21 protein-coding genes are annotated in these 23223 nt (G+C 33.2%); 12 read left to right on the forward strand and 9 right to left on the reverse strand.

All coding sequences use genetic code 11. The annotated features are described in order from the left end of the window. Positions 1-16 precede the first annotated feature (16 nt). A complete protein-coding gene (locus BUC31_RS10965) occupies positions 17-1024 on the reverse strand; it encodes a cell division protein ZipA C-terminal FtsZ-binding domain-containing protein (protein WP_073244126.1) in 1008 nt (335 codons plus the stop codon). Positions 1025-1209: 185 nt separating this feature from the next. Further along, positions 1210-2019 carry a DUF1853 family protein gene (locus BUC31_RS10970; RefSeq protein WP_139251953.1) on the reverse strand — a complete coding sequence of 270 codons (810 nt, stop codon included), beginning with the start codon at positions 2017-2019 and terminating at the stop codon, positions 1210-1212. A 287-nt stretch (positions 2020-2306) separates the two neighbouring features. Here BUC31_RS10970 and BUC31_RS10975 point away from each other — a divergent pair, with 287 nt between their 5' ends. The 3 genes from BUC31_RS10975 to BUC31_RS10985 all read left to right on the forward strand — a co-directional run bounded on the left by BUC31_RS10975 (position 2307) and on the right by BUC31_RS10985 (position 6330). Next, entirely contained in the window at positions 2307-3458 is a 1152-nt protein-coding gene (locus BUC31_RS10975) for a vWA domain-containing protein (RefSeq protein ID WP_073244130.1), read from the forward strand. A gap of 15 nt (positions 3459-3473) precedes the next feature. Then, positions 3474-4943: a MoxR family ATPase gene (locus BUC31_RS10980; protein ID WP_073244132.1), complete on the forward strand. Its 1470-nt coding sequence runs from the start codon at positions 3474-3476 to the stop codon at positions 4941-4943. Positions 4944-5142: 199 nt separating this feature from the next. Then, on the forward strand, positions 5143-6330 hold the full coding sequence (locus tag BUC31_RS10985) for a Calx-beta domain-containing protein (protein WP_073244134.1): 1188 nt from the start codon (positions 5143-5145) through the stop codon (positions 6328-6330). A 99-nt stretch (positions 6331-6429) separates the two neighbouring features. Here BUC31_RS10985 and BUC31_RS10990 read toward each other — a convergent pair whose 3' ends face one another. From BUC31_RS10990 to BUC31_RS11000, 3 genes are all read right to left on the reverse strand, one after another. Beyond that, entirely contained in the window at positions 6430-7926 is a 1497-nt protein-coding gene (locus BUC31_RS10990) for a sensor histidine kinase (RefSeq protein WP_073244136.1), read from the reverse strand. Next, positions 7923-8621, reverse strand: a complete 699-nt coding sequence (locus BUC31_RS10995; RefSeq protein ID WP_073244138.1) for a response regulator transcription factor — start codon at positions 8619-8621, stop codon at positions 7923-7925. Before BUC31_RS10995 ends, BUC31_RS10990 begins: the two co-directional genes overlap by 4 nt. Before the next feature lie 229 nt (positions 8622-8850). Then, on the reverse strand, positions 8851-9336 hold the full coding sequence (locus BUC31_RS11000; protein WP_073244140.1) for a hypothetical protein: 486 nt from the start codon (positions 9334-9336) through the stop codon (positions 8851-8853). Between the two features lie 298 nt (positions 9337-9634). Between BUC31_RS11000 and truA the strand changes: the two genes are divergently transcribed. The 3 genes from truA (at position 9635) to BUC31_RS11015 (ending at position 12279) form a co-directional block, all read left to right on the forward strand. Then, positions 9635-10420, forward strand: a complete 786-nt coding sequence (truA, locus tag BUC31_RS11005; protein WP_073244142.1) for a tRNA pseudouridine(38-40) synthase TruA — start codon at positions 9635-9637, stop codon at positions 10418-10420. Between the two features lie 34 nt (positions 10421-10454). Then, positions 10455-11549 carry a magnesium/cobalt transporter CorA gene (gene corA, locus BUC31_RS11010; RefSeq protein ID WP_073244144.1) on the forward strand — a complete coding sequence of 365 codons (1095 nt, stop codon included), beginning with the start codon at positions 10455-10457 and terminating at the stop codon, positions 11547-11549. 193 nt (positions 11550-11742) lie between these two features. Beyond that, entirely contained in the window at positions 11743-12279 is a 537-nt protein-coding gene (locus tag BUC31_RS11015) for a hypothetical protein (protein WP_139251954.1), read from the forward strand. Between the two features lie 73 nt (positions 12280-12352). Here BUC31_RS11015 and cysM read toward each other — a convergent pair whose 3' ends face one another. Beyond that, positions 12353-13240: a cysteine synthase CysM gene (gene cysM, locus BUC31_RS11020; RefSeq protein WP_073244149.1), complete on the reverse strand. Its 888-nt coding sequence runs from the start codon at positions 13238-13240 to the stop codon at positions 12353-12355. Then, positions 13233-14024, reverse strand: a complete 792-nt coding sequence (gene epsC, locus BUC31_RS11025; RefSeq protein WP_073244151.1) for a serine O-acetyltransferase EpsC — start codon at positions 14022-14024, stop codon at positions 13233-13235. Before epsC ends, cysM begins: the two co-directional genes overlap by 8 nt. Positions 14025-14118: 94 nt before the next feature. On the opposite strand from epsC, the gene BUC31_RS11030 reads away from it, so the two are divergent. Next, positions 14119-14799 (forward strand): DUF2461 domain-containing protein, encoded by a 681-nt coding sequence (locus BUC31_RS11030; RefSeq protein ID WP_073244153.1) that lies wholly within the window; start codon positions 14119-14121, stop codon positions 14797-14799. On the opposite strand, the gene BUC31_RS11035 is transcribed toward BUC31_RS11030, so the two are convergent. Beyond that, the gene (locus tag BUC31_RS11035; RefSeq protein ID WP_396627750.1) at positions 14788-15198 is read right to left on the reverse strand and encodes a glyoxalase; all 411 of its coding nucleotides are present in this window, start codon (positions 15196-15198) and stop codon (positions 14788-14790) included. The two genes, BUC31_RS11030 and BUC31_RS11035, sit on opposite strands and share 12 nt — an antisense overlap. 273 nt (positions 15199-15471) lie before the next feature. Here BUC31_RS11035 and BUC31_RS11040 point away from each other — a divergent pair, with 273 nt between their 5' ends. Further along, entirely contained in the window at positions 15472-15876 is a 405-nt protein-coding gene (locus BUC31_RS11040; RefSeq protein WP_073244157.1) for an acyl-CoA thioesterase, read from the forward strand. Here BUC31_RS11040 and BUC31_RS11045 read toward each other — a convergent pair. Next, positions 15873-17162 (reverse strand): dipeptidase, encoded by a 1290-nt coding sequence (locus BUC31_RS11045; RefSeq protein WP_073244159.1) that lies wholly within the window; start codon positions 17160-17162, stop codon positions 15873-15875. The two genes, BUC31_RS11040 and BUC31_RS11045, sit on opposite strands and share 4 nt — an antisense overlap. 141 nt (positions 17163-17303) lie before the next feature. Between BUC31_RS11045 and BUC31_RS11050 the strand changes: the two genes are divergently transcribed. The 4 genes from BUC31_RS11050 (at position 17304) to BUC31_RS11065 (ending at position 23218) form a co-directional block, all read left to right on the forward strand. Beyond that, on the forward strand, positions 17304-19064 hold the full coding sequence (locus BUC31_RS11050; protein WP_073244161.1) for an ATP-binding protein: 1761 nt from the start codon (positions 17304-17306) through the stop codon (positions 19062-19064). 1 nt (position 19065) lies between these two features. Next, complete coding sequence (locus BUC31_RS11055) at positions 19066-19431, forward strand: response regulator transcription factor (RefSeq protein WP_073244163.1); 366 nt, start codon at positions 19066-19068, stop codon at positions 19429-19431. 255 nt (positions 19432-19686) lie between these two features. Continuing rightward, the gene (locus BUC31_RS11060; RefSeq protein ID WP_170861953.1) at positions 19687-21795 is read left to right on the forward strand and encodes a HEAT repeat domain-containing protein; all 2109 of its coding nucleotides are present in this window, start codon (positions 19687-19689) and stop codon (positions 21793-21795) included. Continuing rightward, positions 21788-23218, forward strand: coding sequence for a glycosyltransferase family 2 protein (locus BUC31_RS11065; RefSeq protein ID WP_073244167.1), 1431 nt, complete (start codon positions 21788-21790; stop codon positions 23216-23218). Before BUC31_RS11060 ends, BUC31_RS11065 begins: the two co-directional genes overlap by 8 nt. Positions 23219-23223: the final 5 nt, after the last annotated feature.

The raw sequence follows: 23223 nt of genomic DNA on the forward strand, positions 1-23223 counted from the left end.
GTTGCCATTTCGTTTTTTATTGGAAAAGGTATAATGCATCCCCAATTCCACTCTTAATCGATTCTTTATTTAAGTTTTTCAGAATCAAATCAATTCTTTCTAATTCTGCACTTTTATCAAGTTTGTTTCCATTACCATCTAAAATTTGTCCGCCAAGCCTTTTCTGTGCATAATCTGTCACTTCGCACATTACATTGAAAACCTCTTTTGGTGCAACAGAACGCGGTATTGAAAATCCAAAAATTAAATCCTCTGTTTGAACATTACCTTCAGCAATTTCTTCAGGGAAAAAGTATCCTGGCTGAGTACTTGTCCAAACACTTAATAATTGGTCATCTCCAACTTCACGGTTGTCATTATTCCAGTGAAATAAATCCATATCACCCCATCTTAAACCAACAGACATCATAACATCCCAAATTTCTTTACCTTCAAATTCCTTATCAGCTTTAAGTACAATAATAGCCCACTGATTATTTTGTGTCACAAAACTCGATAATCCATTGGAGATAGCAGAAGCCTCTTGAATTGGAAAGTTATAATCTAACTTGCTTGCTTTAAGTTTTTTCATTCTCTTTTTCACCAATTTATCAAATTTTGAAAGAGACTTTTCGTTATAGACTGTTGGGGGTTCATCGATAGGGTCATATAGTTTCCACGCTAATGCAAACTTTTTAAAAGTATTTGCTTCATTGTCTCCAGCGAATAAATAAGTCCAATTATTACTTTTTTCAGGCAGACAGTAAACCGTAGGATACATTACCTTTTTGCGCCAATCATTACTAATATATTTTTCAACTGAGTCTCTATGAAACATTTCAGAGGAATTTGCTTCAATAGTAAGTATCCAATCATATTTTGCATTGCCAAAAAATCTAATCGAATCAGGTTCTTTAAGAATCTCTGGAATATTAATGTTTAGTTTTAAAATATCACTTTTATCCTCTGACCCTTCAACCGGCAATGCTTTTTTTGCTCTTTCGTCACTTTCACTTGCGGTTGATATAGTATAATCAGAATTCATATTCTTATTTGTTTTTGATTTACAACTTATTAAAGTCAAAATTATCAATATCGCTATACTATAGTTTCTCATTGTACTGCGGTTTCTTAAAATGAATGGCAACGTACGAATATGTAAACAATCACACATATTTCCATTTTAAAAGTAATATAATTTGTAAATAATCTAAAACCATCCTTTCAACATTACCACCAAACCACAAAAAACTTTTCGAACTCCATATCATTTTTCTTCATCCAAACTAATGGAGATCTTTGTTTAGTTAGTTGTAGTTTAATACCTAATAGTATATCGGTATATGAAATCCAACCTAAGGTTAAATCTGGGGTTAATGCCCATTCCTTTTTATTTGGAATATAGAATTGGCAGGTGGTAAAAGCATCCGTAGTAAATTCTTTTAACCGTAACCAATAGCCAACAATACAATTTTTGTTTAACGGTTCTAAATATAATTTGTCTGTTTTATAAGGCTTAAAGAGTTGCGCCTTAAAACAAGTTTTATGTTGCAGGTTAGAAGCATCAATATTTAAACTGGATAATGCAGCTGTACCAGCTTCTGAATGTAATAATGCAAATTGCTTGTTTTTTATTTTCTCCATCTTCATAAAGAATGCATCACTTTTATTGGGTCCTATTAATTGGTGTATAGGCTCTGTTATATCTGGGTTTATGATATAGAATTTATACGTTAATTCTACATGTATAACCTGTTTGGTAGTAGCATCTTTCAGTATAAAATCAATTTCACCAAGGGTTTGTTTCCCCTCTCGTATAGGTAAATTATACACCAAAATCTCAAACTGTGAGGAATGCGCTAACAACTGTTTACAGATTAATTCCATCTGGTGCCCTAATCTTAAATTATAAGGTATTGGAGCGGGAGAGAAGCTTTCTAAATCTACCACTGGAAAATTAAACTGTTCTATTCCAAACTGTTCATTAGTCCATATTGGTGGAGTATTTAAAAAACTTTGATACTGCTTAATCAATGTCAATTCTTGGTTGATAGTTTTGCTTTTGCTCGAAGTTACTTTAATTAAACGTTATTGCGAGCACAGCGAAGCAATCTGCACCTTTGAAACAAGAAGCAAACAGATTGCTTCGTCGCTAAAATGCTCCTCGCAAAGACGAACTTGAGAACGCGATGCGCCATTCGCTAAACGCATAGGATATAGCGAATTGTGTCATGCGCTTAGCGTCTAGCGAAAAGCGAACATTAAACAACAACGTTAACATTTCTTAAATACTACGGCATCCACCGTAAAAGTGTTAATTTTATACTATGGCTATGAATGAAAGAAAAGGATTCCGCTTTGAAACTTACGAAGCACCCGAACAATCGATTTTTGATAGGCTATTTGATATTTTCCAAGAGCTTATTACACACACTTCTGGAGATTTTGACGAAGCTATTGATTGGTTACGCGAATTGGACAAGGAGTATGAACTTACTACTGAAGATTACACTATTGAAGACTTTATTGAAGAATTAAAGGCGAAGGGCTACATACGCGAAGAGTTTAAAGATGGCGGTGGCGACGCCCAAGATGGGGAAGAAGGTTCTGGTGGTGGAGACATTTCTATTACCGCAAAAATGGAACGTATTATTCGTCAGCGTGCTTTAGATCAAATTTTTGGTAAACTAAAAAGGAGTGGTGCTGGTAATCATAAAACCGGTAAATCTGGACAAGGAGATGAGCATACGGGAGACTTGCGAGAGTACCGTTATGGTGATGGTCTAGAAAACATATCTATGACAGAGAGTATTAAAAATGCTCAGATTAATCATGGTATGGGTAGTTTTCAGTTGAGTGAAGATGACCTTGTTGTTGAAGATACGCAGCACAAAGCGCAAATGAGTACTATTCTAATGATAGACATTAGCCATAGTATGATTTTGTATGGTGAGGATCGTATTACTCCGGCTAAAAAAGTAGCGATGGCGCTGGCGGAATTAATTACGACCAGATATCCTAAGGATACTTTAGATATTTTGGTTTTTGGTAATGATGCCTGGCCAATACCTATTAAAGACCTTCCGTATTTAAAAGTTGGTCCATATCACACCAATACCGTTGCCGGATTGCAATTGGCGATGGATATGCTTCGTAGAAAACGGAATACCAATAAGCAGATTTTTATGATTACCGATGGTAAGCCAAGTTGTCTTCGCATGCCAGACGGTACATATTACAAGAACAGTGTTGGTTTGGATGATTTTATTGTGGAGAAATGCTATAATATGGCGAGACAGGCACGAAAACTTCATATACCTATAACGACTTTTATGATTGCGCAAGATCCTTATTTGATGCAGTTTATTCGTCATTTTACTGAAGCGAATAAAGGAAAAGCATTCTTTACCGGATTAAAAGGATTAGGAGAAATGATTTTTGAAGATTACGAGGCTAATAGAAAAAAAAGATTGAAATAAGACTAAGAAAATTTTATGAAATTAGATTATAAAAAAATACATACACTAGGGGAGTTAAAAGCTGCCGGATATAAAACAAAGAGTGTAAAAGACGAGTTACGAGATAATCTCATTGAAAAAATAAAAAAGGGCGAAGATGCTTTTCCTGGAGTTTGGGGATATGAAGACACCGTTATTCCAGAGTTGGAACGTGCTATTCTATCTCGGCATAATATTAATTTATTAGGATTACGTGGTCAGGCGAAAACACGTTTGGCGCATTTAATGGTGAATCTGTTAGATGAGTATATCCCTGTTGTAGAAGGTTCTGAAATTAATGATGACCCTATGAAACCGATGTCTAGATATGCGATGGAATTAATCAAAGAAAAAGGCGATGATACTCCCGTTACTTGGATGCATAAAGACGAACGTTTTGCTGAGAAATTAGCTACTCCTGATGTAACTGTTGCAGATTTAATTGGTGATGTCGATCCAATTAAAGCGGCGAATTTAAAATTATCATATGCAGATGACAGGGTAATACATTTCGGAATGATACCTCGTGCCAACCGTTGTATTTTTGTTATCAACGAACTACCAGATTTACAGGCACGTATACAAGTATCCTTATTTAATATATTGGAAGAAGGAGATATACAGATTCGCGGCTTCAAACTGAGATTACCGTTAGATATTCAGTTCGTATTTACTGCAAACCCTGAAGATTACACTAATAGAGGTAGTATCGTTACTCCGCTGAAAGATAGAATTGGGTCGCAAATATTGACGCATTACCCAGATGATATTGAAATAGCTAGAAAAATTACCGAGCAAGAAGCTAAGCTAGATTCACGACAAACAGATGCCGTATATGTACCGGACTTAGCGAAAGACTTACTTGAACAAATTATTTTTGAAGCACGTGAAAGTGAATATGTAGATGCTAAAAGCGGTGTAAGTGCCCGAACCAGTATTACTGCGTTTGAAAACTTGTTAAGTACAGCGGAGCTAAGATCATTGTTAAACGGCGGAGATCATACGATGGTGCGCTTGAGTGATTTCTTGGGTATTATTCCTGCAATTACCGGTAAAATAGAATTGGTGTATGAAGGAGAGCAGGAGGGAGCTGACGGCGTTGCTGCTATATTGATAGATGATGCTGTAAAGTCTTTATTCCCAGAATATTTTCCTAAAATAAATAAGCTGGAGCGTAAAGATGAAGAAACCGTTTATGACGAATTATTACATTGGTTCTTTCAAGGAGATGGAATTGAGTTAATGGACGATTTTACTGATGAAGAGTATAAACGTGCCTTAGATAGCATACCAGCTTTGAATCAATTATTAAAAGATCATCAACCAGATTATGACGCTAAAGATGTTTATTTCTTAAAAGAACTCTTACTTTGGGGATTGGTTTCTCACAAAAAATTGAACAAACAACGTTTCACTGATGGGTTTGAGTTTAAAGACCTCTATAGCAGTTTCTTAAAAGATATTTAGTAAAAAAGCCCTTTCATTCTTGAAAGGGCTTTTTTATTGCTCTAAATGTGAAAAAATTAACGATTTGTTATATTTTGATTTTCAGGTAGTTAAACATATTTTGTAAGATAATACTAACAAGAACTTTTTATTATCGTTTTCGCTTATAAATGTATTAACATACCTTTAACTCAAACATTATATAAAATCATTAATTATTATGAAGAATATTAGAAAACCCCTGATGTATTTATCAGTTGCTGCTTTGCTATTTTCGTGTACCAAAACCGAAGAAGTAGAAGTAGAAAGAATTGTGGAAACAGAAGTAGAAGTAGAGAAAATAGTAGAAGTGCCAACGGCAATTGATTTATCTCAAGTTTCTCTTGCATCAAGTGCATCGATGACTACAGAATCAGAAGCACAAGTTATTATTATTTCTGCTGCAATAGAAACGGCACAAGAAGAAGATGCTGTTATTCAATTAAACTTTGCAGGTTCTGCAGTTTTAGAATCTGATTATACTGTGAGTTCAAGTTCAATAACTGTTGCTGCTGGTGAACTTACCGGTACAACAGAACTTACTATTATATCTGATGGTGTGTTTGAAAGCGGTATAGAAAATATTGTAATCAGTTTAGCAGAATTATCTAATACTATTACACCTAGTGCAGACGGTAGTATATTACAAATAGATATTACAGATGGTGAAGCAATAATAGGTTTTAATTCTTCAACTATAACTATAGAAGAAAACTCGTTCTACCAATTAGAGATTGTTCTTAGTAAAGCTTTAAATGAAGACATTGTAGTTTACTTTAGCGGAGAAAGTAACAACGGAAGATATAGCGTTTATTCTGGTGGTGAAGTTATCATAAAAGCAGGTGAAACATCTAAGTTTGTTTCTGTTGATGCCGATGACAACCAATTAACATCTGAAGGTGATAATGTAATTACGGTTTCTATTGACAGTGTTGAAAATGATGACATTATTATTGGCTCTGTAGGGTCTATTGCAATTTCAACTACTGAAATTAGTGAAGGTTTACAAATTACTAGTACTTGGACAACTCAAGATGATTTATTTGATTTAAGGGTTTACAATTCTGCAGGTGAAGTGGAAGAATCTACGCTTACCGGTACTAATGGTTCTGAAGAGCTATTTATAAATAAATTAGATTTTTCTCCATTAGCAAACGGTACTTATACTATAGAATTGATTGCTTATGACTTTGATGGTACAGCTTCAGAAACGGTAACGTTCAGTTTCCTTGATGAAAATGGTGGTACATATGATGGACCTTATACTTTTATAGCAAACAATGCACCTTCAAATGATAGAATACCAGTTTTTGAATTAGAAGTATTAGATGGTGTGTATACAATTACACAAACCAGCACTTCTAACTAAGAATGTTATTTTAGATAGTTTTATTTTAACTATCTACTTTATAAAAAAAGCCCTATCCAATTTGGATGGGGCTTTCTCTTTTTCACAGCAAAATTAAAATTATTGTAATTGATAAGCAGGCAGTTTAAATATAAAAGAACTTCCTTCATAGGGTTTACTTAAAACTACTATGGTTGTATCATGTAAATCCATTATTTTTTTGACGATAGCCAAACCTAATCCAAGTCCTTGTTTCTTGGTATGTTCATCAACTTGCTTGTAGCGATCAAAAATAAAGGGTTGATCATTTACAGGTATACCGTTGCCAGTATCGGTTATATTTATTTCAATCTGTTTGCCCATTTTTACAAGACTTAAAGTAACCTTACCATTAGGCTCAGTGTATTTGATAGCATTTTCAATTAAATTCTGTAATGCTCTTTCTACTAAACCTATATCTGCATAAACCATATAGTTTTCTTCAGGGTTCTCTAATTGTAACTGTATTTGTTTCTGTTCAGCCAATAGCTTGAATTTAGCTATTAGATCATGAGATAGTTCTGTAATTGAAAATGGCTCTTTAATAGGGGTTACTTGTTCTGCCTCTAATTTAGAATATTCAAATAGCTGGTTAATTAGACTTGAGAGCTTATCTATGTTATTATGGGTAATCTGTAAATATTCTTCTTTTTGAAGTTCTGTAAGCGAGTCTTTCTTAATCTGTAGTGTTTCAATATACCCTTTTAAAACAGCTAATGGCGTACGTAAATCGTGAGAAACATTTGCAATTAATTCTCTACGTAGATTATCTACAGATTTCATTTTATCCATGTTATCTACAATGGTATCTGCCATTTCATTAAAAGACAAGGCAACCACCTCAATATCTGATTGTTCAGGATTCTCTATTCTAATATCTAAATCACCTTCTTGAAATTTGCGTACTGTCTGGGTAATTAATCTAAGATTTTTAGTCAAGAACCAAATACTTAGAATTCCGATCAATGCAGAAAATAGCATGGTCAGTACTATAGCACCGATACTTAGTTTGGTAAAATATGTCCCGAAAAGGCTATCGCTTATTAGTGCTAATTCTTTACCTGCTACTATAATATAAATATAGCCTTCATGACCATCTACAGAAAATGGTGCAGCAGAAAATATGTTTTGTTCTTCACGATTTAGTGGGTCATCACCTAAAATGAATTCTTCACCCTTGGTTTCTATAAACTTATTGATAGGATCTAGAGAAACCGATTTCATCGGCTCATTATCATTGTGTTCGAGCACTACAGAATATAGAATGTCACCAGATTTGTCTAGAAGATAAACTTCGATACCACGATTTACTGCCATCATATCGTGCATAAGATCTCCGAAAAGTGCTTTGTTAACGGTACCATCTTCTAAAAACGGAGCGGCATTTTGAAATTTTTCTTGAATTACATGGTTTGCCACATTCGCATTTATGCGCTGTGTAATAGCTTGGTTATAATTCAGGGTTAGGTAACCTGTAATGAAAATATATGAGGCTCCCATTAATACTATCAGAAATATGAAAGCTATCCATAATTTCTTAACCAATTTTGGAGTAAGGGTTTTACCGTTATCTATCATGCCATTATCTCTTCATTAAATTTATAACCAACGCCCCAAGTTGTCAAAATGTAATTGGGGTTTGCCATATCAGATTCTATTTTGGCTCGTAACCTGTTTATATGAGAATTTACAGTGTGTTCGTAACCTTCAAAATTATATCCCCATATAATATTTAGTAATTCGGTTCTGGTATAGTTTCTACCAGGGTTAGAGGCCATTAGCACCAATAATTCAAACTCTTTGGGTGATAATTCTATTTTGTAGTCACCTAATACAACTTTTCGTTTATCAATATCAATAGAAAGTCCTTCTGCCAAAATTATTGAGGTGTCTGGCTGTTTCGTTTCCACTTTATTTGATCTTCGAAGCACCGCTTTAATTCTTGCCAAAAGCTCTCTAATACTAAAGGGCTTCGTCATATAATCATCTGCACCTATCTCTAAACCTAAGACACGATCTATCTCTTCAGATTTTGCAGTTAGCATAATTACGGGCGTATTTTTAGTAGCACGTAGCCTTCTGCAAATTTCAACTCCATCTAAGCCAGGTAGGGTAAGGTCTAATAGAATTAACGAGTAATCGTTCTCAATGGCTAAGTTTAGCCCTTCGTTGCCATCCATCGCCATAGTGGTTTCATAACTAACATCAGAGAGATGTAGTTCTAATAGCTTAATGATTTCAGGATCATCCTCAATAATAAGTATACGTTTCATAATCAGTTACGAATAAAGAAAAAAAGTATCACAGAAGAATCACATTTAAAGAAAAACAGTTCTTACAAGGTGATTTTGCTTCGTAGTAGGTCGCATAATATTTTGATAATTACATGAACCTCAAATAATTATTTCCATTTATGGGCATGTAATCATAGCGTAGTCAAAAAATATAAGACAAAAAAAACCTCGATAATTGCTTATCGAGGTCTATATATTTTATGGATTCCTAATTATTCCAATGATCCACATGTTGGTTCATGTCGTCAAATATGTAAGTACCTACCATTTCTTTTCTATACAAAACGGCTAAAAATGTTACTAATAATAACACAGCATATAAAGCTATCATTAAATATCCCAGAGGTAAAAATGTACCCGGTATAAGATGATTTTCAAAATCAGAATAGCTAGACAATACTATTATTGTCTCTACCATTTTATAAATATATACTAATGATATAGCATAAAGAACATATTCTAAGGTTCGCATTGGTGGGTCACTCAATTCCTTCTCACTAATTTTAAACCACAGTACATATAAAAATACTAAGTGAATAACTGATAAAATAGGAAAGATGTAGTTTTCGACTTTGAAAAAATAAAACTTATTGGTGTATAGCCCGTAAAAACTAAAGATATTCAATAAAAACAGTACAACAATAGAAACAATTAATGTTCGTTTCCAAGTAAATAATCCTTTAATAGAATTCATAAAATTTAGTTTTCATTGGTTCGGGAGAACCTTAGTTTCGATGCAATTACGGGGAAGCTGTTGTATTACTTAAAACAATTCGATGAACGGTTAACTTTGTTGTTCAAGACCCTGATTTTAAGTAAACCATACTTTAATATTACTATTTTTTATGAACATTAACAATAATTTACCTATAATAATAGTGTAGGAATGTATAATGTATTTACCACGTAAAATAAAGAATGTAATTAAAAGTAAATGAAGAGAATTTAAACGAGTTGTTTAGTAATGATTATAATGTAATTACATTTACATAATGAAGAAACAGCGTTTTTGTTATTTGGTACGTCTGCAGTATTTGGGCTTTAGATTTAATGGTTGGCAAGTGCAACCTAAGCTACGTACTATTGTAGGTATGCTCAATAAAACATTTACCTTTCTATACACTGATAGTCCCTTTAAAATATTGGGTGCCGGTAGAACCGACGCTAAGGTTTCTTCATTAGATGGTGCATTTGAACTTTTTGTTGAAGAACCATTATTAGACTTAGATCTTTTCTTAAAAGATTTTAATAAAAATCTACCTTCAGATATTCGGTTACTTTCAATTGAACCTATTGGTCAAGATTTTAATATTATAAAGGATAGTAAAACGAAGGAATATAATTACTTTTTTTCCTTCGGATGCAAGAATCACCCGTTTAGCGCACCTTTTATAACCAATTATATAGATGAGCTAGATTTGGAGTTAATGAAACAGGCTGCTTCTCTGTTTGTAGGCACCCATGATTTCAGTGTTTATACAGCATCTTTAAAACCCACTACAATTGCCGTTCGTGAAATTGAAGGATGTACTATTGTAGCTAATGATATTTTAACAGCTAATTTTTTTCCAGAGCATAGTTATATCTTAAAAATTAAAGGAAAGGGATTTATGAGATATCAAATTAGAATGATAATGGGGGCGCTAGTGCAACTTGGTAAACACGAACTTAGCATTGAAGAAATTAAGGCTTCTTTAGTTACTGGTTCTGATCATAAACTAAATTCCATAGCACCTGGTTCTGGCTTAATTTTAAACAAACTTGACTTTAATAAGTAGTTTATAGTTTTAATATATTTATAAAAAATTATTCATGGCTGTAAATAAGAAGCTCAACTTCCCTAAACGTAAAAAGAAAAAGTCTCGCCAGCATAATAAGCTAGGTAAAGCACCAGGAACCATAAGTTACATGGGTGATAAGGAGCTAAGTGACAGTTTAATCTATAGTACTACCTATAATGCTGATGGCTTTGAAACTAATGAATTTGAAAGCTTAGATCAGTTTTTTAAAGAAGAGCGAGCCGACAAAATTTCATGGATCAATGTAGTTGGTATTACAGATGAACCATTTATTGAAAGAATAGGCAAGCATTTTAACTTGAATCCACTGGTGCTTGAAGATATTGTTAATACTGAACAGCGCCCTAAAATAGATGAATACGACGATTATATTTTTGGAATCTTTAGAATGCTATACATTTCTAATGAAGATGAAATCATTGGTGAACATATAGCACTTGTCTTACATGAAAATACCGTTCTGGTTTTTCAAGAAGTTAAAGCTGATGTTTTTGACGGTTTACGAGATCGTATCACCGGTAAACTTGGTCGTATAAGAACTAGGGGAGCAGATTACTTATTTTTCGCCTTACTTGATGCTATCGTTGATAATTACTTCTTAGCCATAGAAAACCTTAATAATAGAATTGAAAATTTAGAAGAAGAGGTATATCAAAATCCTGAGCCGATAGTTGCTAAAAATATACAGCAGTTAAAAAAAGAGGTTTTAAAGATTAGGCGTTGGGTGTTCCCTGTCAAAGAATTGATCAGTAGATTAATTGACACAGAAAATCAATTAATTACCAAAGACACTAAGTTATTCTTGCGCGATGTATTGGACCATACCATTGAAATAAATGAAAGTTTACAGATTTATCGTGAAATGTCTATGAGCTTAATGGAGATGTACATGAGTAATATGAGTAATAAGATGAACGAGGTCATGAAGGTTCTGACCATAATGGCATCTATTTTTATTCCGTTAACGTTTATTGCCGGTGTCTACGGTATGAATTTTGACCATATGCCAGAGCTTCATTATAAATATGGATACTACGTGGTTTGGGCTGTAATGATTATTCTTTTTATAGGAATGATGTTTTATTTTAAAAAGAAAAAATGGCTTTAATAGTTATTCAGAAACTTTCTACTTTATATAGCGCTACAATGCATTTCCATTAAAGATTAAATGTAACGGGTCATTGCTAATAGTACATTTCATATATCTTGCTTATATCTAAAACATTAGATATAAGTGATTTAGATACATTATACAATACTGTGTTTAAGTCTATTATTAACTTAAAATAATATATATGAAAATGAAAACTATTTATATGTCAATTGCCGGACTATTTTTAACGACTGGTACTTTGTTGGCACAAGAAAACAATCAAGAAATATTAGATACCAAAATTTCTAAATCGTACACAATTGATGACGGAAAAAAATTAGTAAAGAATACGGTAGTTATAACTACGAGGAGATTAAATACTGTAGAAAATGCGGAAAAAGATCAAGGGAAAGTAAATCAAGATAGAGTAGTGGATAGTGTTTCTACCATTATCAAAACAGTACAAATAGATAATGACGATGACGATGCCTTTGACGAAAAAATAGTCTTTAGTTATGAGTCCAAAACTCCAGAAGATTTTGTTTTAGTTTCTAAGAATGATGAATTGGTTGTTGCTATGAACGAAGGTGAAAACTTGAAAATAGTTGAAAACTTAAGCTTAAAAAAGAAAGAGGCAGCTGAAAACAAGACCACTTATATATTCACCAATGAACATGGTGAAAATTTAGAGTTCTTAGTGCAAGAGTATAGTAAGCCTATTGATACTGCAATGTTAGAGAAATAATATTGCTATCATGTTAGAACAAAAAAGAGCCGTTTACACGGCTCTTTTTTTTTATATACTATTTTATAAAATATTATAGTTCAAATAAATCTGATGATAAGTAGCGATCACCTCTGTCACAAACTATTGAAACAATAACACCATGATCTATTTCTTGAGCCAAACGTAAAGCTACTGTAGCCGCACCGCCACTGCTCATACCTGAGAATATTCCTTCTTCTTTAGCCAGTCTTCTAGCCATTGTCTTAGCTTCCAATTCATTGACTTCCATAATACGGTCTACTTTCTTTGGATCAAATATTTTTGGCAAATATTCTTGAGGCCATTTTCTAATACCTGGTATACTTGCATTGTCGCTTGGTTGTACGCCAACTATTTGTATGTCTTTATTTTGTTCTTTTAAATAGGTAGAAGTCCCCATTATAGTACCTGTTGTACCCATTGAAGAAACGAAGTGGGTAATTTCACCATCGGTATCTTTCCATATTTCAGGACCTGTAGTTTTATAATGAGCTTTCCAGTTATTTTCGTTTCCAAATTGGTTCATCATTATATAACCTTCGTTAGTAACCTTACTTTCTGCATAATCTCGTGCACCTTCAATACCTACATTTGAAGGGGTTAAAGTTACTTTGGCTCCATACGCTCTCATGGTCTGTACGCGTTCTTTTGTAGCATTCTCTGGCATTACCAATTCAATATCAAGACCGTAAACACCAGCAATCATAGCTAAAGCAATACCAGTATTTCCACTGGTGGCTTCTATTAGTTTGTCATTAACGGTAAAATCGCCATTATCATAGCCCATTTTAATCATGTTATATGCTGCACGATCTTTTACACTACCACCTGGGTTGTGACCTTCCATTTTAAAATAAACAGAAACATTTGGGTTGGTATTTAGTACCCTTGATTTTACCAGCGGTGTATTGCCAATAAGTGATAATAAAGTATTAGACATGCGGTAATGTTTTAATTTTAATTTCAGGTGTGTGAAAAACTGTTGAATGTGGTGGTACAGATGATGTAATCCAAGCGTTTCCGCCAATTATACTATTTGCGCCAATAATAGTTTCGCCTCCTAAAATAGTGGCATTTGCGTAAATGGTAACGTTATTATCTATGGTTGGGTGACGCTTGGTTTGCTGTAATTTTTTAGCAACAAAGAGTCCGCCTAAGGTAACGCCTTGGTATATTTTTACATCATTCTTAATAATAGCGGTTTCACCTATTACAACTCCGGTACCATGGTCAATATGAAAAGACTTTCCTATTTGTGCTCCAGGGTTAATATCGACACCCGTTTGCCTATGTGCATATTCTGTCATTAATCTTGGTACTAAAGGAAAACCTGTTTTGTATAACTCGTGAGCTAATCTATATACTGAAATGGCATAAAAACCAGGGTAGGCCATATAGACTTCTTCTATAGATAATGAGGCTGGATCACAGTTAACCGTCGCTTCAGCATCAAGATTTAGGCTCTCAAGAACTAAAGGAAGTTTCTCTACATAATTTTCCCAAACCTTTTTACATGGTTTATCGCTTTCCCAACATGCTAAATCTACAAGTTCATCAAATTGTTTTTCAAGTTTATCTAAACTTTCTGCTACTGGTGTTTCAATATCAAACAACATATAAAAAAGAAGGTCGGTGAATTTCTCCGTATTCTTTTTTAAGCGAAATCTTAAATTCGGTTGTTTTTTGTGGGTATTAATCTTTTCGATTATAGATCGATGGTCCATGGGTTTTCATTAGTTCACCAAAATTAACCAAATAAGTAAAAGTACTTCTCATCTAATGGTTAACTTTAGCTTAAAATCACAACAGCTAAGTCGAATGTTAGAAACGAAGATTACAAAAAGCACTTTTCAATTCTTAAATAAGCTAAAGAAAAATAATAATCGAGATTGGTTTACAGAACATAAAGCGGAATTTAAAGCGGAGGAAACTAAAGTAAAAAGCTTTTTCAATCTTGTACTTGAAAAGCTAAAGACACATGATGAAATTGAAAAATTAAAAGTATTTAGAATTTATAGAGATGTTCGCTTTTCTAAAAATAAAACTCCTTATAAAAGTAATTTATCAGCCTCTTTCTCTAGGGCGGGTAAACATCGTAGAGGTGGGTATTACCTACAGGTAGAACCTGGTAATAGCTTTATTGCGGTAGGATTCTGGAACCCAGAAAAAGAAGATTTATTGCGTATTAGAAAAGAGTGGGAGTTAGACACTACCGAATTGACAGCTATTATTGATAATAAAAAATTTAAGTCTATTTGGGGACCAATAGTTGGCGATGAATTAAAAACTGCCCCTAAAGGTTTTGATAAGGAAGACCCTAACATTGAATTTATTCGCAAAAAGCAATTTATTTTCGTGAAGAACTTTACGGATAAGGAAGTCTTATCGGATGATTTTGCCGATAAGGTTAACGAAAGTTTTATAGCAATACGCCCTTATTTCGATTTAATGAGTTCTATTCTAACCACTAATCTAAATGGCGAATCTTTACTTGACTAATTCGTATTTATCAAAGTACTGAATTTGATCTTGAATTCTTTTTACGACCATATTCATCATTCTCTTATTTAGTGCTGAAGAGTTTTTGATATAAATATCATATTCTTCAACTGTAAATTGACCTATGATCATTCCCTTAAGGGAGTTTCTGAATTTAATATCTTTTTGAATTGATTTCGCGATGTAATCTATACGTTTTTCAATCTTTAACTCATAAAAACTATTCTTCATTTTTTTGATATAATTCTGAAAAGAAGCGAGAAGTAAATCATTTTGAAGTTTAAGAATTGGGCGTAACGTTTCATTCTGAAATCGTTCGTCTTCGCTCATGTTGGGCATTATTTTGGCAGAGGCAATTGTTGGTCTTATTGATTGTAGTTTCTGTGTCCTGTCCATCAAATTTTGATTTTACTTAAAGGTACGTATTAGATAAAATGTCTGCTTAACCGTTTAAATAAGTTTTTAACCTGTTATGAACAAAGTCTTTCAAGACAAAATATATGGATAGAAATTAGGGTTTTCATAATTCTCTCTAGAGACAATTGTTAATATGTAAAGTATTAAATACGCAATTGTTACAATTGGTAAATCGCTCTGCTTATAACTGCAAAATTGTGTTGATGAGAATTTTTAGACATAACTTTGCAAAGTAAATTTTCAAAAAAAGAAACTATGAGATTTCATACTAGAAAATTAGTAAAACCTGGTGATTTGAATTCTAACGGAACGTTGTTTGGAGGTCGATTATTAGCTTGGATAGATGAAGAAGCAGCACTTTACGCCATAATTCAGTTAGAAAATGGTAAAGTGGTTACCAAATATATGTCAGAAATTAATTTCATGAGCGCTGCCGTTAAAGGCGATGTTATTGAAATTGGTATTGAAGTGGTTAAGTTTGGTAAAACTTCATTAACCCTTAACTGCGAGGTTCGTAATAAAATGAACCATGAAACAATTGTTACTGTAGATAACATCATTATGGTAAACCTTGGTGAAAACGGAAAACCTGCAGCACACGGTAAAACTAAAATAGAATTTGTAAAAGATCGCCTAGCGGCAATGGGTGAGGATCATTAACTCTCACCCATTTCTTTAGCAATTTCTTGTACTTGGTCAAGTACTCTCATAAGGTTACCGCCCCATAATTTAGCAATATCTTCTTCAGTATAGCCACGTTCTACAAGTTCTAGGGTTACATTGAAGGTTTCAGAAGCATCGTTCCACCCCTCAATACCACCGCCACCATCAAAGTCAGAGCTGATACCAACGTAGTCAATGCCTATTAGCTTTACTATATAATCTATATGGTCTACGAAATCTGAAACATTTACTGCTTCAGGAGCGTAAGACTTGTTAGCAACTAATTCTTTTCCTATTTTTAAAACCTTTGGATAGTTTTCCATAAAGGCTTCTTTATCAGCGTCAGATAGGCTTGAGAACTGAGATCGCTCATACCAAGCTATATCTAAAGAATCAGCTACTTTTTCATAAATAGATTTCATGTAGGCAGCTCTAGCATCATGTTTTTCAGTATTTAAGTATGAGCTAAACGCAACGGTTTGTACTACGCCGCCATTTTCTTTCATCATCATTAACTGCTCATCATCTAAGTTTCGACTATGGTCACATAATGCTCTTGCAGATGAATGAGATGCTATTATTGGTGCTTTTGATAATGCTATCATTTGTTTCATAGCTTCTTTTGAAGGGTGAGAAACATCTATCATGATACCTAACTTATTCATTTCTACTACAGCTTCCTTGCCCAAATCGCTTAATCCGTTATGCAACCAAAAATCATCGGCTTCACCGGTATTAGAATCTGAAAATTGACTATGGCCATTATGAGCCAATGAAATATAACGGGCACCTAAATCATGGTAGGTTTTAAACTGCGTTAAATCTGTTCCGATCGGGTAGGCGTTTTCAACACCGATCATTGCAGCTTTTTTTCCAGCCCCAACAATTCGTTGTACATCCGCAGATGTTAACGCTAATTCTATTTCTTCAGGAGCAATATCTTCGCACAATTTATGGATAGCTTCAAATTTTGACATGGCGTTCTCCTTTGCCTTGGCATAACCTTCATCTGTCAACGTATCTTGTCCTGTATAAACGATGAGCCAAGTGACGTCTAAACCACCTTCTTTCATCTTAGGTAAATTAACTTGGTTATCTAACCTCTGACTGTAATTTACACTGTCTACAAAGTTTTTGACATTGATGTCATTATGTGTATCAATAGTAATAACAGCATCATGAATTCGATGTGCTTTTTCTAAGGTAGTTTCTTCAATTTTCTCTTTTTTTTCTCCGCAAGAGATTACGGTTATAGTACATAATAAATAGATGAACTGCTTCATGTAGTAAGTTTAGACCTACAATTTAAGTGTATTCACAACAAATAACCACTCTTAGAGAACATTTTATTGTTCTCGCAACTGTATTGATGCATTTTTAGATAAATATTAACAAAACCCCCATAAACTAAAGAATACCTATTTATGTCAATTTCAAAAACTAAGGATTTACTTGGTCAATTATCTCAACTAGAAAGAACAGTTAGCGAATTCTCTTTTGAAGAATTAAATGCTAATGAAGCTAAAGAGTTAAAAAGCTCTTTTAATATTTTTCGATCTAGTTTAGAAAGACATATTTATACACCTAAATCGGATCAAAGTGTTTCTGAAAAAACAGAGGTTCCTGCAATAGAAAATCAAGAGATTTCAGAAAAGCAGTTTATAACTCATGTTAGTCACGAAATTAGAACTCCGTTGAATAGTATAATTGGGTATGCAAATCTTTTAAAAGAAGAAAAGCTAACTCGTGGTCAACATAAAAAAGTAGATGCCATACAATTTGCATCAAATACACTTTTGAAACTGATCAATGAAGTTTTAGAATATTCTAAATTATCTTCTGGTAACAACAATTTTGAAACGGTAGATTTTAATCTACATAGTTTACTTAAAGATGTTATGTTCTTATGTGAAACATTGATTTTAGATCGCAAAATAGAGCTATTAATAGATATCGACGAGAACGTACCTAAAATTATTAAGGGGGATCCATCTAAGCTATCTCAAATACTACTTAACCTTTTAGGTAATTCAGTAAAGTTTGTACATCAAGGATTTATAAAATTAGAGGTTTTTACTAAAGAACAAATTAATAATGAATGTCTTATAGAATTTTCTGTTGCCGATACTGGTATTGGCATCTCTAGTGAAAAAATTAAGACCATATTCAACAGTTATACACAAGCAGAAAATGATACTTCTAAAAAATATGGTGGTACAGGACTTGGATTGACCATAACTAAAGAAATTATAGATAAGCTGAACGGCGAAATAGAAATTGATAGCACTATAGATAGCGGAACAACTGTTCGGTTTAGAATGCCTTATGCTATTGGTAACGCCACTACGGCTTCACGTAAATCTTTAAAGAAGGATACAAAAAAGAAGAATAGCGGATTATTAGCAGGTACTGAGATATTGATATTTGAAGATAATGAAATGAACCAACATTTAATTGTTGAGCAATTGACAAAATGGGGCTGTAAAGTTCATGTAGATGTTGATTTAGACAAAGGCTTGTACTTACTGTCTTCTAGAAAAATTGATCTTATTTTGATGGATTTAAAAATGCCAAATCAAAACGGATTTGAAGTGTCTAAAGAGATACGAAAACATAAAAACAAAAAAGTAAATTCAGTTCCAATTATTGCCTTTAGTGCAGATTTTACCGAGCAAGACAGTAAAGAATGTAAAGAAATAGGAATTAATGATTTTCTATTGAAACCCTATACCCTAGATGATTTAATGGCCACCATTGTAAAGAATAAAAAACTAAATACAAATACTGCAGATTTTGCCTCAATACTTCAAAAACCAATGATAGAATTAAAAGAAACCACGGTTGTAAATCTAGATAGTCTGATGAAAGATTGTTTCGGAGAAATTGATATGCTAAATGAATTAGTAAAGTTGTTCAAGTTGAACGCAATTGAGTTCATTGGTAATGTGAAAATTCATCTAAAGACTGAGAATTTAAAGGAAATTGCTTTATCTGCACATAAATTAAAAGCTGGTTTTGCAATGATAAAAGCTGACGGCATGCGAAAGTTAATTGTTGAGCTAGAGAATAGTTGTAAAACAAATCAACCTGAAAAAGTAAAAGAGTTGTATAAAATTTTCTTGACCGATTATCCATTATTAGAAGAGAATTTGAGCAATGAACTAGAAAAAATGAATAAAAAGTAAGATGGGAAAAAGTGTACTATTAGCAGATGACGACCAACTTTTAGCCTCTTTATTAAACTTTAGGCTAAAAAAAGGAGGCTATACAGTACATCATTCCGTTAACGGAAAAGAAGTAAAAGAGTATTTAGAAAATACAATGCCCGACATAATCGTGAGCGATATTATGATGCCATATTTTTCTGGTATTGAGCTTATAGATTATGTGCGAAATGAACTTAAATCAAATACACCTATAATTATTATATCATCGGCCGGTAATGAACAGAACGTTCTCACCGCTTTTGAATTAGGTGCAAATGATTTTATTACGAAACCAGTAAGTCCAACAGAATTATTAGTTAGAATAGCACGAGAAATAAATAAGTAAATAAGATAAAATTTGTTGATTCCCCCTAATCAAATCAAAATATCGATAATAACTGCACCAGAATTCAATTTAGAATATCTCTGGTGGCTGACTATACTGTTTTTTGTATTGTCTGTAATATATTTTATTGGTGTATTTATAATCAGAAATAGAATTACATCTACCAATAGTCGAACAAAAAATAAGAAGGTCGAGTTTTCCCCCATGATCAATGAATTTCTATTCTATGAAGATTCAAATACTAAGGAGGAAAAAATGAATTACTTAAATCTAAAAGTTCAGATTAGAGAATTGATTAAGAATAATTTCGATAGAGATGTTCTTACAGAGGTTTTGCTTGATTTACGAAAAGATTTATCTGGGCAGTCTCAAGCTGTTTTAATAGAACTTTATACTGATTTGGGACTACATCATGACGCTTATGAAAAATTAGGCAGCAGAAAATGGCAAGTAGTTTCTAGCGGAATAGTAGAATTGACCACGATGGAGGTTGATGAGTCGTATGGCTTAATTATAAAATTCATTAACCATAGGCAAAGTACCATTCGTAAACAGGCAGAAATTGCGGTAGTAAATCTTCGAGAAGAGGGTATTAAATATTTTCTAGATAATACCAAGTTTAAGATTGCTGAATGGCAACAATTGAAGTTGTTAGATGTACTTAGACATAAACCTAATTATAATCCGCCTCAATTCGCACTATGGTTGACTTCTACCAATACTCACGTGGTGTTGTTCTCCTTACGCTTGATCAAATATTATAGTCAGAACGGTGCTGAAGAATCTATTATAACGCTTTTAAAGCATAAGAACCGGGATATACAGGCAGAAGCTATTGAATGCATTAAAGATTTTTATTTTGTGAATGCTTTAATCACTTTAAAATTGGTGTATTCCAAGACTAGTCATGATATCAAAATAGCAATTTTAGATGCCATTGGTGAATTGGGTACAAAGGCAGAAGTCTCCTTCTTAGAAAATCTGCAATTAACAGAACGTAATTTTAATATCAAAAGCAAAGTAATAGGTACACTCAACAAAATTGATCCTGAAAGAGTTTTACCTACAAAGAATATTTCTAAGCCAGATTTTTATGATGTTAAATGGGATGATGCAATGCAAGAAGAAGAGCATGCAATAATTGACAATCATGAAGATATAGTACTACATAATGGTATTGCAGATGTTTCTACTGAGATAGATTCTGAACCTATACTTACTGACGAAACAAGCGAAATATCATCTTCCTTTGAAGAAGAAATAATATCTAAAGAAACTGAAGAGGTAATGAATGAAGAGTTTGTTAATGAAGAGCACACTGAATTTGAAGCAGAATTGCAACAAAATGGTACAGAGAAGGTCAGCTCTTTAGAAGATATCGATTTAAGTTTTTTACCTCATATTAAAGAGGAAGAAGCATTAGAGGAAAGACTAGAAAAAACTGGGGTAGTTGTAGACAATGAGCAAGAACAAGATGTAGAAGAAGAATTTACTTTTAGTTTTCTGCCATTTGTGGTAGAAGAAGATGTTATTGAAGAAGTAACCACTTCTTATGATGATGACGATTTTAAACCATTGTTTGAATTAGACAATGAATTAATGGGAGAAGTACAAGAAGAAAGTGCTGTTAACCCTCTAGATAATGCTTCTACGAATTTAACTCATGATTTTGATTGGACTACTTTAAATTCAGAAAACGAAGAGCGGAATAAAAAAGTCGTTGTTAGTGTAACCGATTCGGCTGAACCTCTTATTTCTTTTGAAAACGATAATGTTTCATTCGCGGCAAACTTTATGCCTCAAGAAGAGCTTGATGCAATGGTAATGTTAGAAAATATTTCTGAACTGGGTGACTGTCGCGAACTCATATTACTATATCAAATTATAGAAAAAAATAGTTCTAAAGTGGTTATTGAAAGAGCGAATGAATTAATTCAGAAATTCTCTTATCAATCACCACGACCTAATGAGTTGTTTTCAGATGATAATGACCTTTCAGAAAGTGTATTTACCGACATTTATAATCTAGCCGATTATGAGACTAAACTTATGCTTATTGGTGAAATAAAAAAGGTAGGTGACGAGAAAGAAATTGATTTATTGGAAAGCGTTATTCAATCTGAATCAAAAAAACTTGTAAAAAAGGCCACCGAGGCTTTAGAATTTATAAAGTCGCAGTTATTAGAACTTGATGATAAACCTAGTAGCACTTCAGACGAAGATTCTATTTTAGATGTTGCTTTTGAGTTAGAATCAAATAATTCTATAAAATATAAGGGAACAGTTTCAAACGAAAATGGTTCTACCTTATTTGATCAGTTATGTTCCATGTCTAACTCCTTATACAGAAAAAAGGATGGATAGTGAACTATTTGGTGTGGTATTGGAATACATCAATTTTGTATTCTTTGTTTTTACCTTAATTCTGTTTGTACTGTTTTCATTAATGGCGTATTTCTCTACAAAGAACTCTCTTCATTATAGAAATAAAAACAGCTTTACAGATATCACCAAAATAATGGCTTCACCTTTGGCGCCAACAATCACTATTATAGCTCCTGCTTATAATGAGGGGTTAACCATTGTAGAAAACATTCGTTCGTTATTATCACTTCAATATGTCAATTATGATGTAATGGTGGTAAACGATGGTAGTAAAGATGATACTTTACAAAAATTAATAGATTCTTACGACTTAGAGAAAATTGATGTTGAAATGGATCCCGACTGGAAATCTAAACCAGTTCGCGGTATCTATAAATCAAAAAATAGGGCTTTTGAAAAGCTTACCGTTGTAGATAAAATGAACGGTGGTAAGTCTGATGCTTTAAATGCCGGTGTTTCTTTATCTACCAGTAAATATGTTGGTTGTATTGATGTAGACTGTCTTTTACAACCAGATGCTTTATTACACGTTGTCAAATCATTTTTTCAAAGATCTAAGAAAAGAGTGATTGCGGTGGGCGGCGTAATTCGTGTAGCCAACTCTTGTATTATACAAGGTGGTCAGCTTGAAGAAATTAGACTGCCTACAAATTGGTTGGCTAGATTTCAACTTTTAGAGTATACCCGTTCCTTCATTTTAGGTAGAATGGCGTGGGGTAGAATTGATAGCCTTCTTATTATTTCTGGTGCTTTTGGTTTTTTTGAACGTGAAATTGCATTAGCGGTGGGTGGGTATGATACCGACACTGTTGGTGAAGACATGGAAATTGTCTTTAAGATGCGTCGGTATATGCATGATAGAAAAGAACCGTATACGATAGAATATATTCCTGATCCATTGTGCTGGACCGAGGTTCCTGAAGATCTTAATATTCTTGTAAACCAAAGAGACCGTTGGGCTCGTGGTAACTTAGAAACATTGTTCAAGCATAAAGACATGTTGTTCAATTCTAAATATGGTAGACTTGGTTTATTAAGTTATCCATATTGGTTTTTCTATGAGTGGCTTTCTCCGTTATTAGAGTTTTTTGGCTTTTTTACCATTTTACTTTTTGCCTACTTAGGAATTCTTAATTGGGAATTCTTTTTCATGATTACGTTGGCGATATTTCTGTTTTCTATTATGATTTCATTCTATGCCATTCTTTGGGATGTGTATTCATATAATCAATACCGAAAAACAAAAGACATTTTAATATTAATGGGTCTGGCAATTCTAGAGCCTTTCATTTTTCACCCAATAGTAGTGTACGCTGCAGTTAGGGGTAACTATAAAAAATTATTCAAAATAAAATCTGGTTGGGGATCCCAAGTTAGAAAAGGTTTTGCAAAAGCATCATAAAAAGC

Source organism: Maribacter aquivivus (assembly GCF_900142175.1).
GTDB lineage: Bacteria > Bacteroidota > Bacteroidia > Flavobacteriales > Flavobacteriaceae > Maribacter > Maribacter aquivivus.

Bases quoted from the DNA above. Each gene is read 5' to 3' on its own strand.
- BUC31_RS10965 (WP_073244126.1), bottom strand. From the start codon at position 1,024: ATGAATTCTGATTATACTATATCAACCGCAAGTGAAAGTGACGAAAGA.
- BUC31_RS10975 (WP_073244130.1), top strand. From the start codon at position 2,307: ATGGCTATGAATGAAAGAAAAGGATTCCGCTTTGAAACTTACGAAGCA.
- BUC31_RS10980 (WP_073244132.1), top strand. From the start codon at position 3,474: ATGAAATTAGATTATAAAAAAATACATACACTAGGGGAGTTAAAAGCT.
- BUC31_RS10985 (WP_073244134.1), top strand. From the start codon at position 5,143: ATGAAGAATATTAGAAAACCCCTGATGTATTTATCAGTTGCTGCTTTG.
- BUC31_RS10990 (WP_073244136.1), bottom strand. From the start codon at position 7,926: ATGATAGATAACGGTAAAACCCTTACTCCAAAATTGGTTAAGAAATTA.
- BUC31_RS10995 (WP_073244138.1), bottom strand. From the start codon at position 8,621: ATGAAACGTATACTTATTATTGAGGATGATCCTGAAATCATTAAGCTA.
- BUC31_RS11000 (WP_073244140.1), bottom strand. From the start codon at position 9,336: ATGAATTCTATTAAAGGATTATTTACTTGGAAACGAACATTAATTGTT.
- truA (WP_073244142.1), top strand. From the start codon at position 9,635: ATGAAGAAACAGCGTTTTTGTTATTTGGTACGTCTGCAGTATTTGGGC.
- corA (WP_073244144.1), top strand. From the start codon at position 10,455: ATGGCTGTAAATAAGAAGCTCAACTTCCCTAAACGTAAAAAGAAAAAG.
- BUC31_RS11015 (WP_139251954.1), top strand. From the start codon at position 11,743: ATGAAAACTATTTATATGTCAATTGCCGGACTATTTTTAACGACTGGT.
- cysM (WP_073244149.1), bottom strand. From the start codon at position 13,240: ATGTCTAATACTTTATTATCACTTATTGGCAATACACCGCTGGTAAAA.
- epsC (WP_073244151.1), bottom strand. From the start codon at position 14,024: ATGGACCATCGATCTATAATCGAAAAGATTAATACCCACAAAAAACAA.
- BUC31_RS11030 (WP_073244153.1), top strand. From the start codon at position 14,119: ATGTTAGAAACGAAGATTACAAAAAGCACTTTTCAATTCTTAAATAAG.
- BUC31_RS11040 (WP_073244157.1), top strand. From the start codon at position 15,472: ATGAGATTTCATACTAGAAAATTAGTAAAACCTGGTGATTTGAATTCT.
- BUC31_RS11045 (WP_073244159.1), bottom strand. From the start codon at position 17,162: ATGAAGCAGTTCATCTATTTATTATGTACTATAACCGTAATCTCTTGC.
- BUC31_RS11050 (WP_073244161.1), top strand. From the start codon at position 17,304: ATGTCAATTTCAAAAACTAAGGATTTACTTGGTCAATTATCTCAACTA.
- BUC31_RS11055 (WP_073244163.1), top strand. From the start codon at position 19,066: ATGGGAAAAAGTGTACTATTAGCAGATGACGACCAACTTTTAGCCTCT.
- BUC31_RS11060 (WP_170861953.1), top strand. From the start codon at position 19,687: ATGAATTACTTAAATCTAAAAGTTCAGATTAGAGAATTGATTAAGAAT.
- BUC31_RS11065 (WP_073244167.1), top strand. From the start codon at position 21,788: ATGGATAGTGAACTATTTGGTGTGGTATTGGAATACATCAATTTTGTA.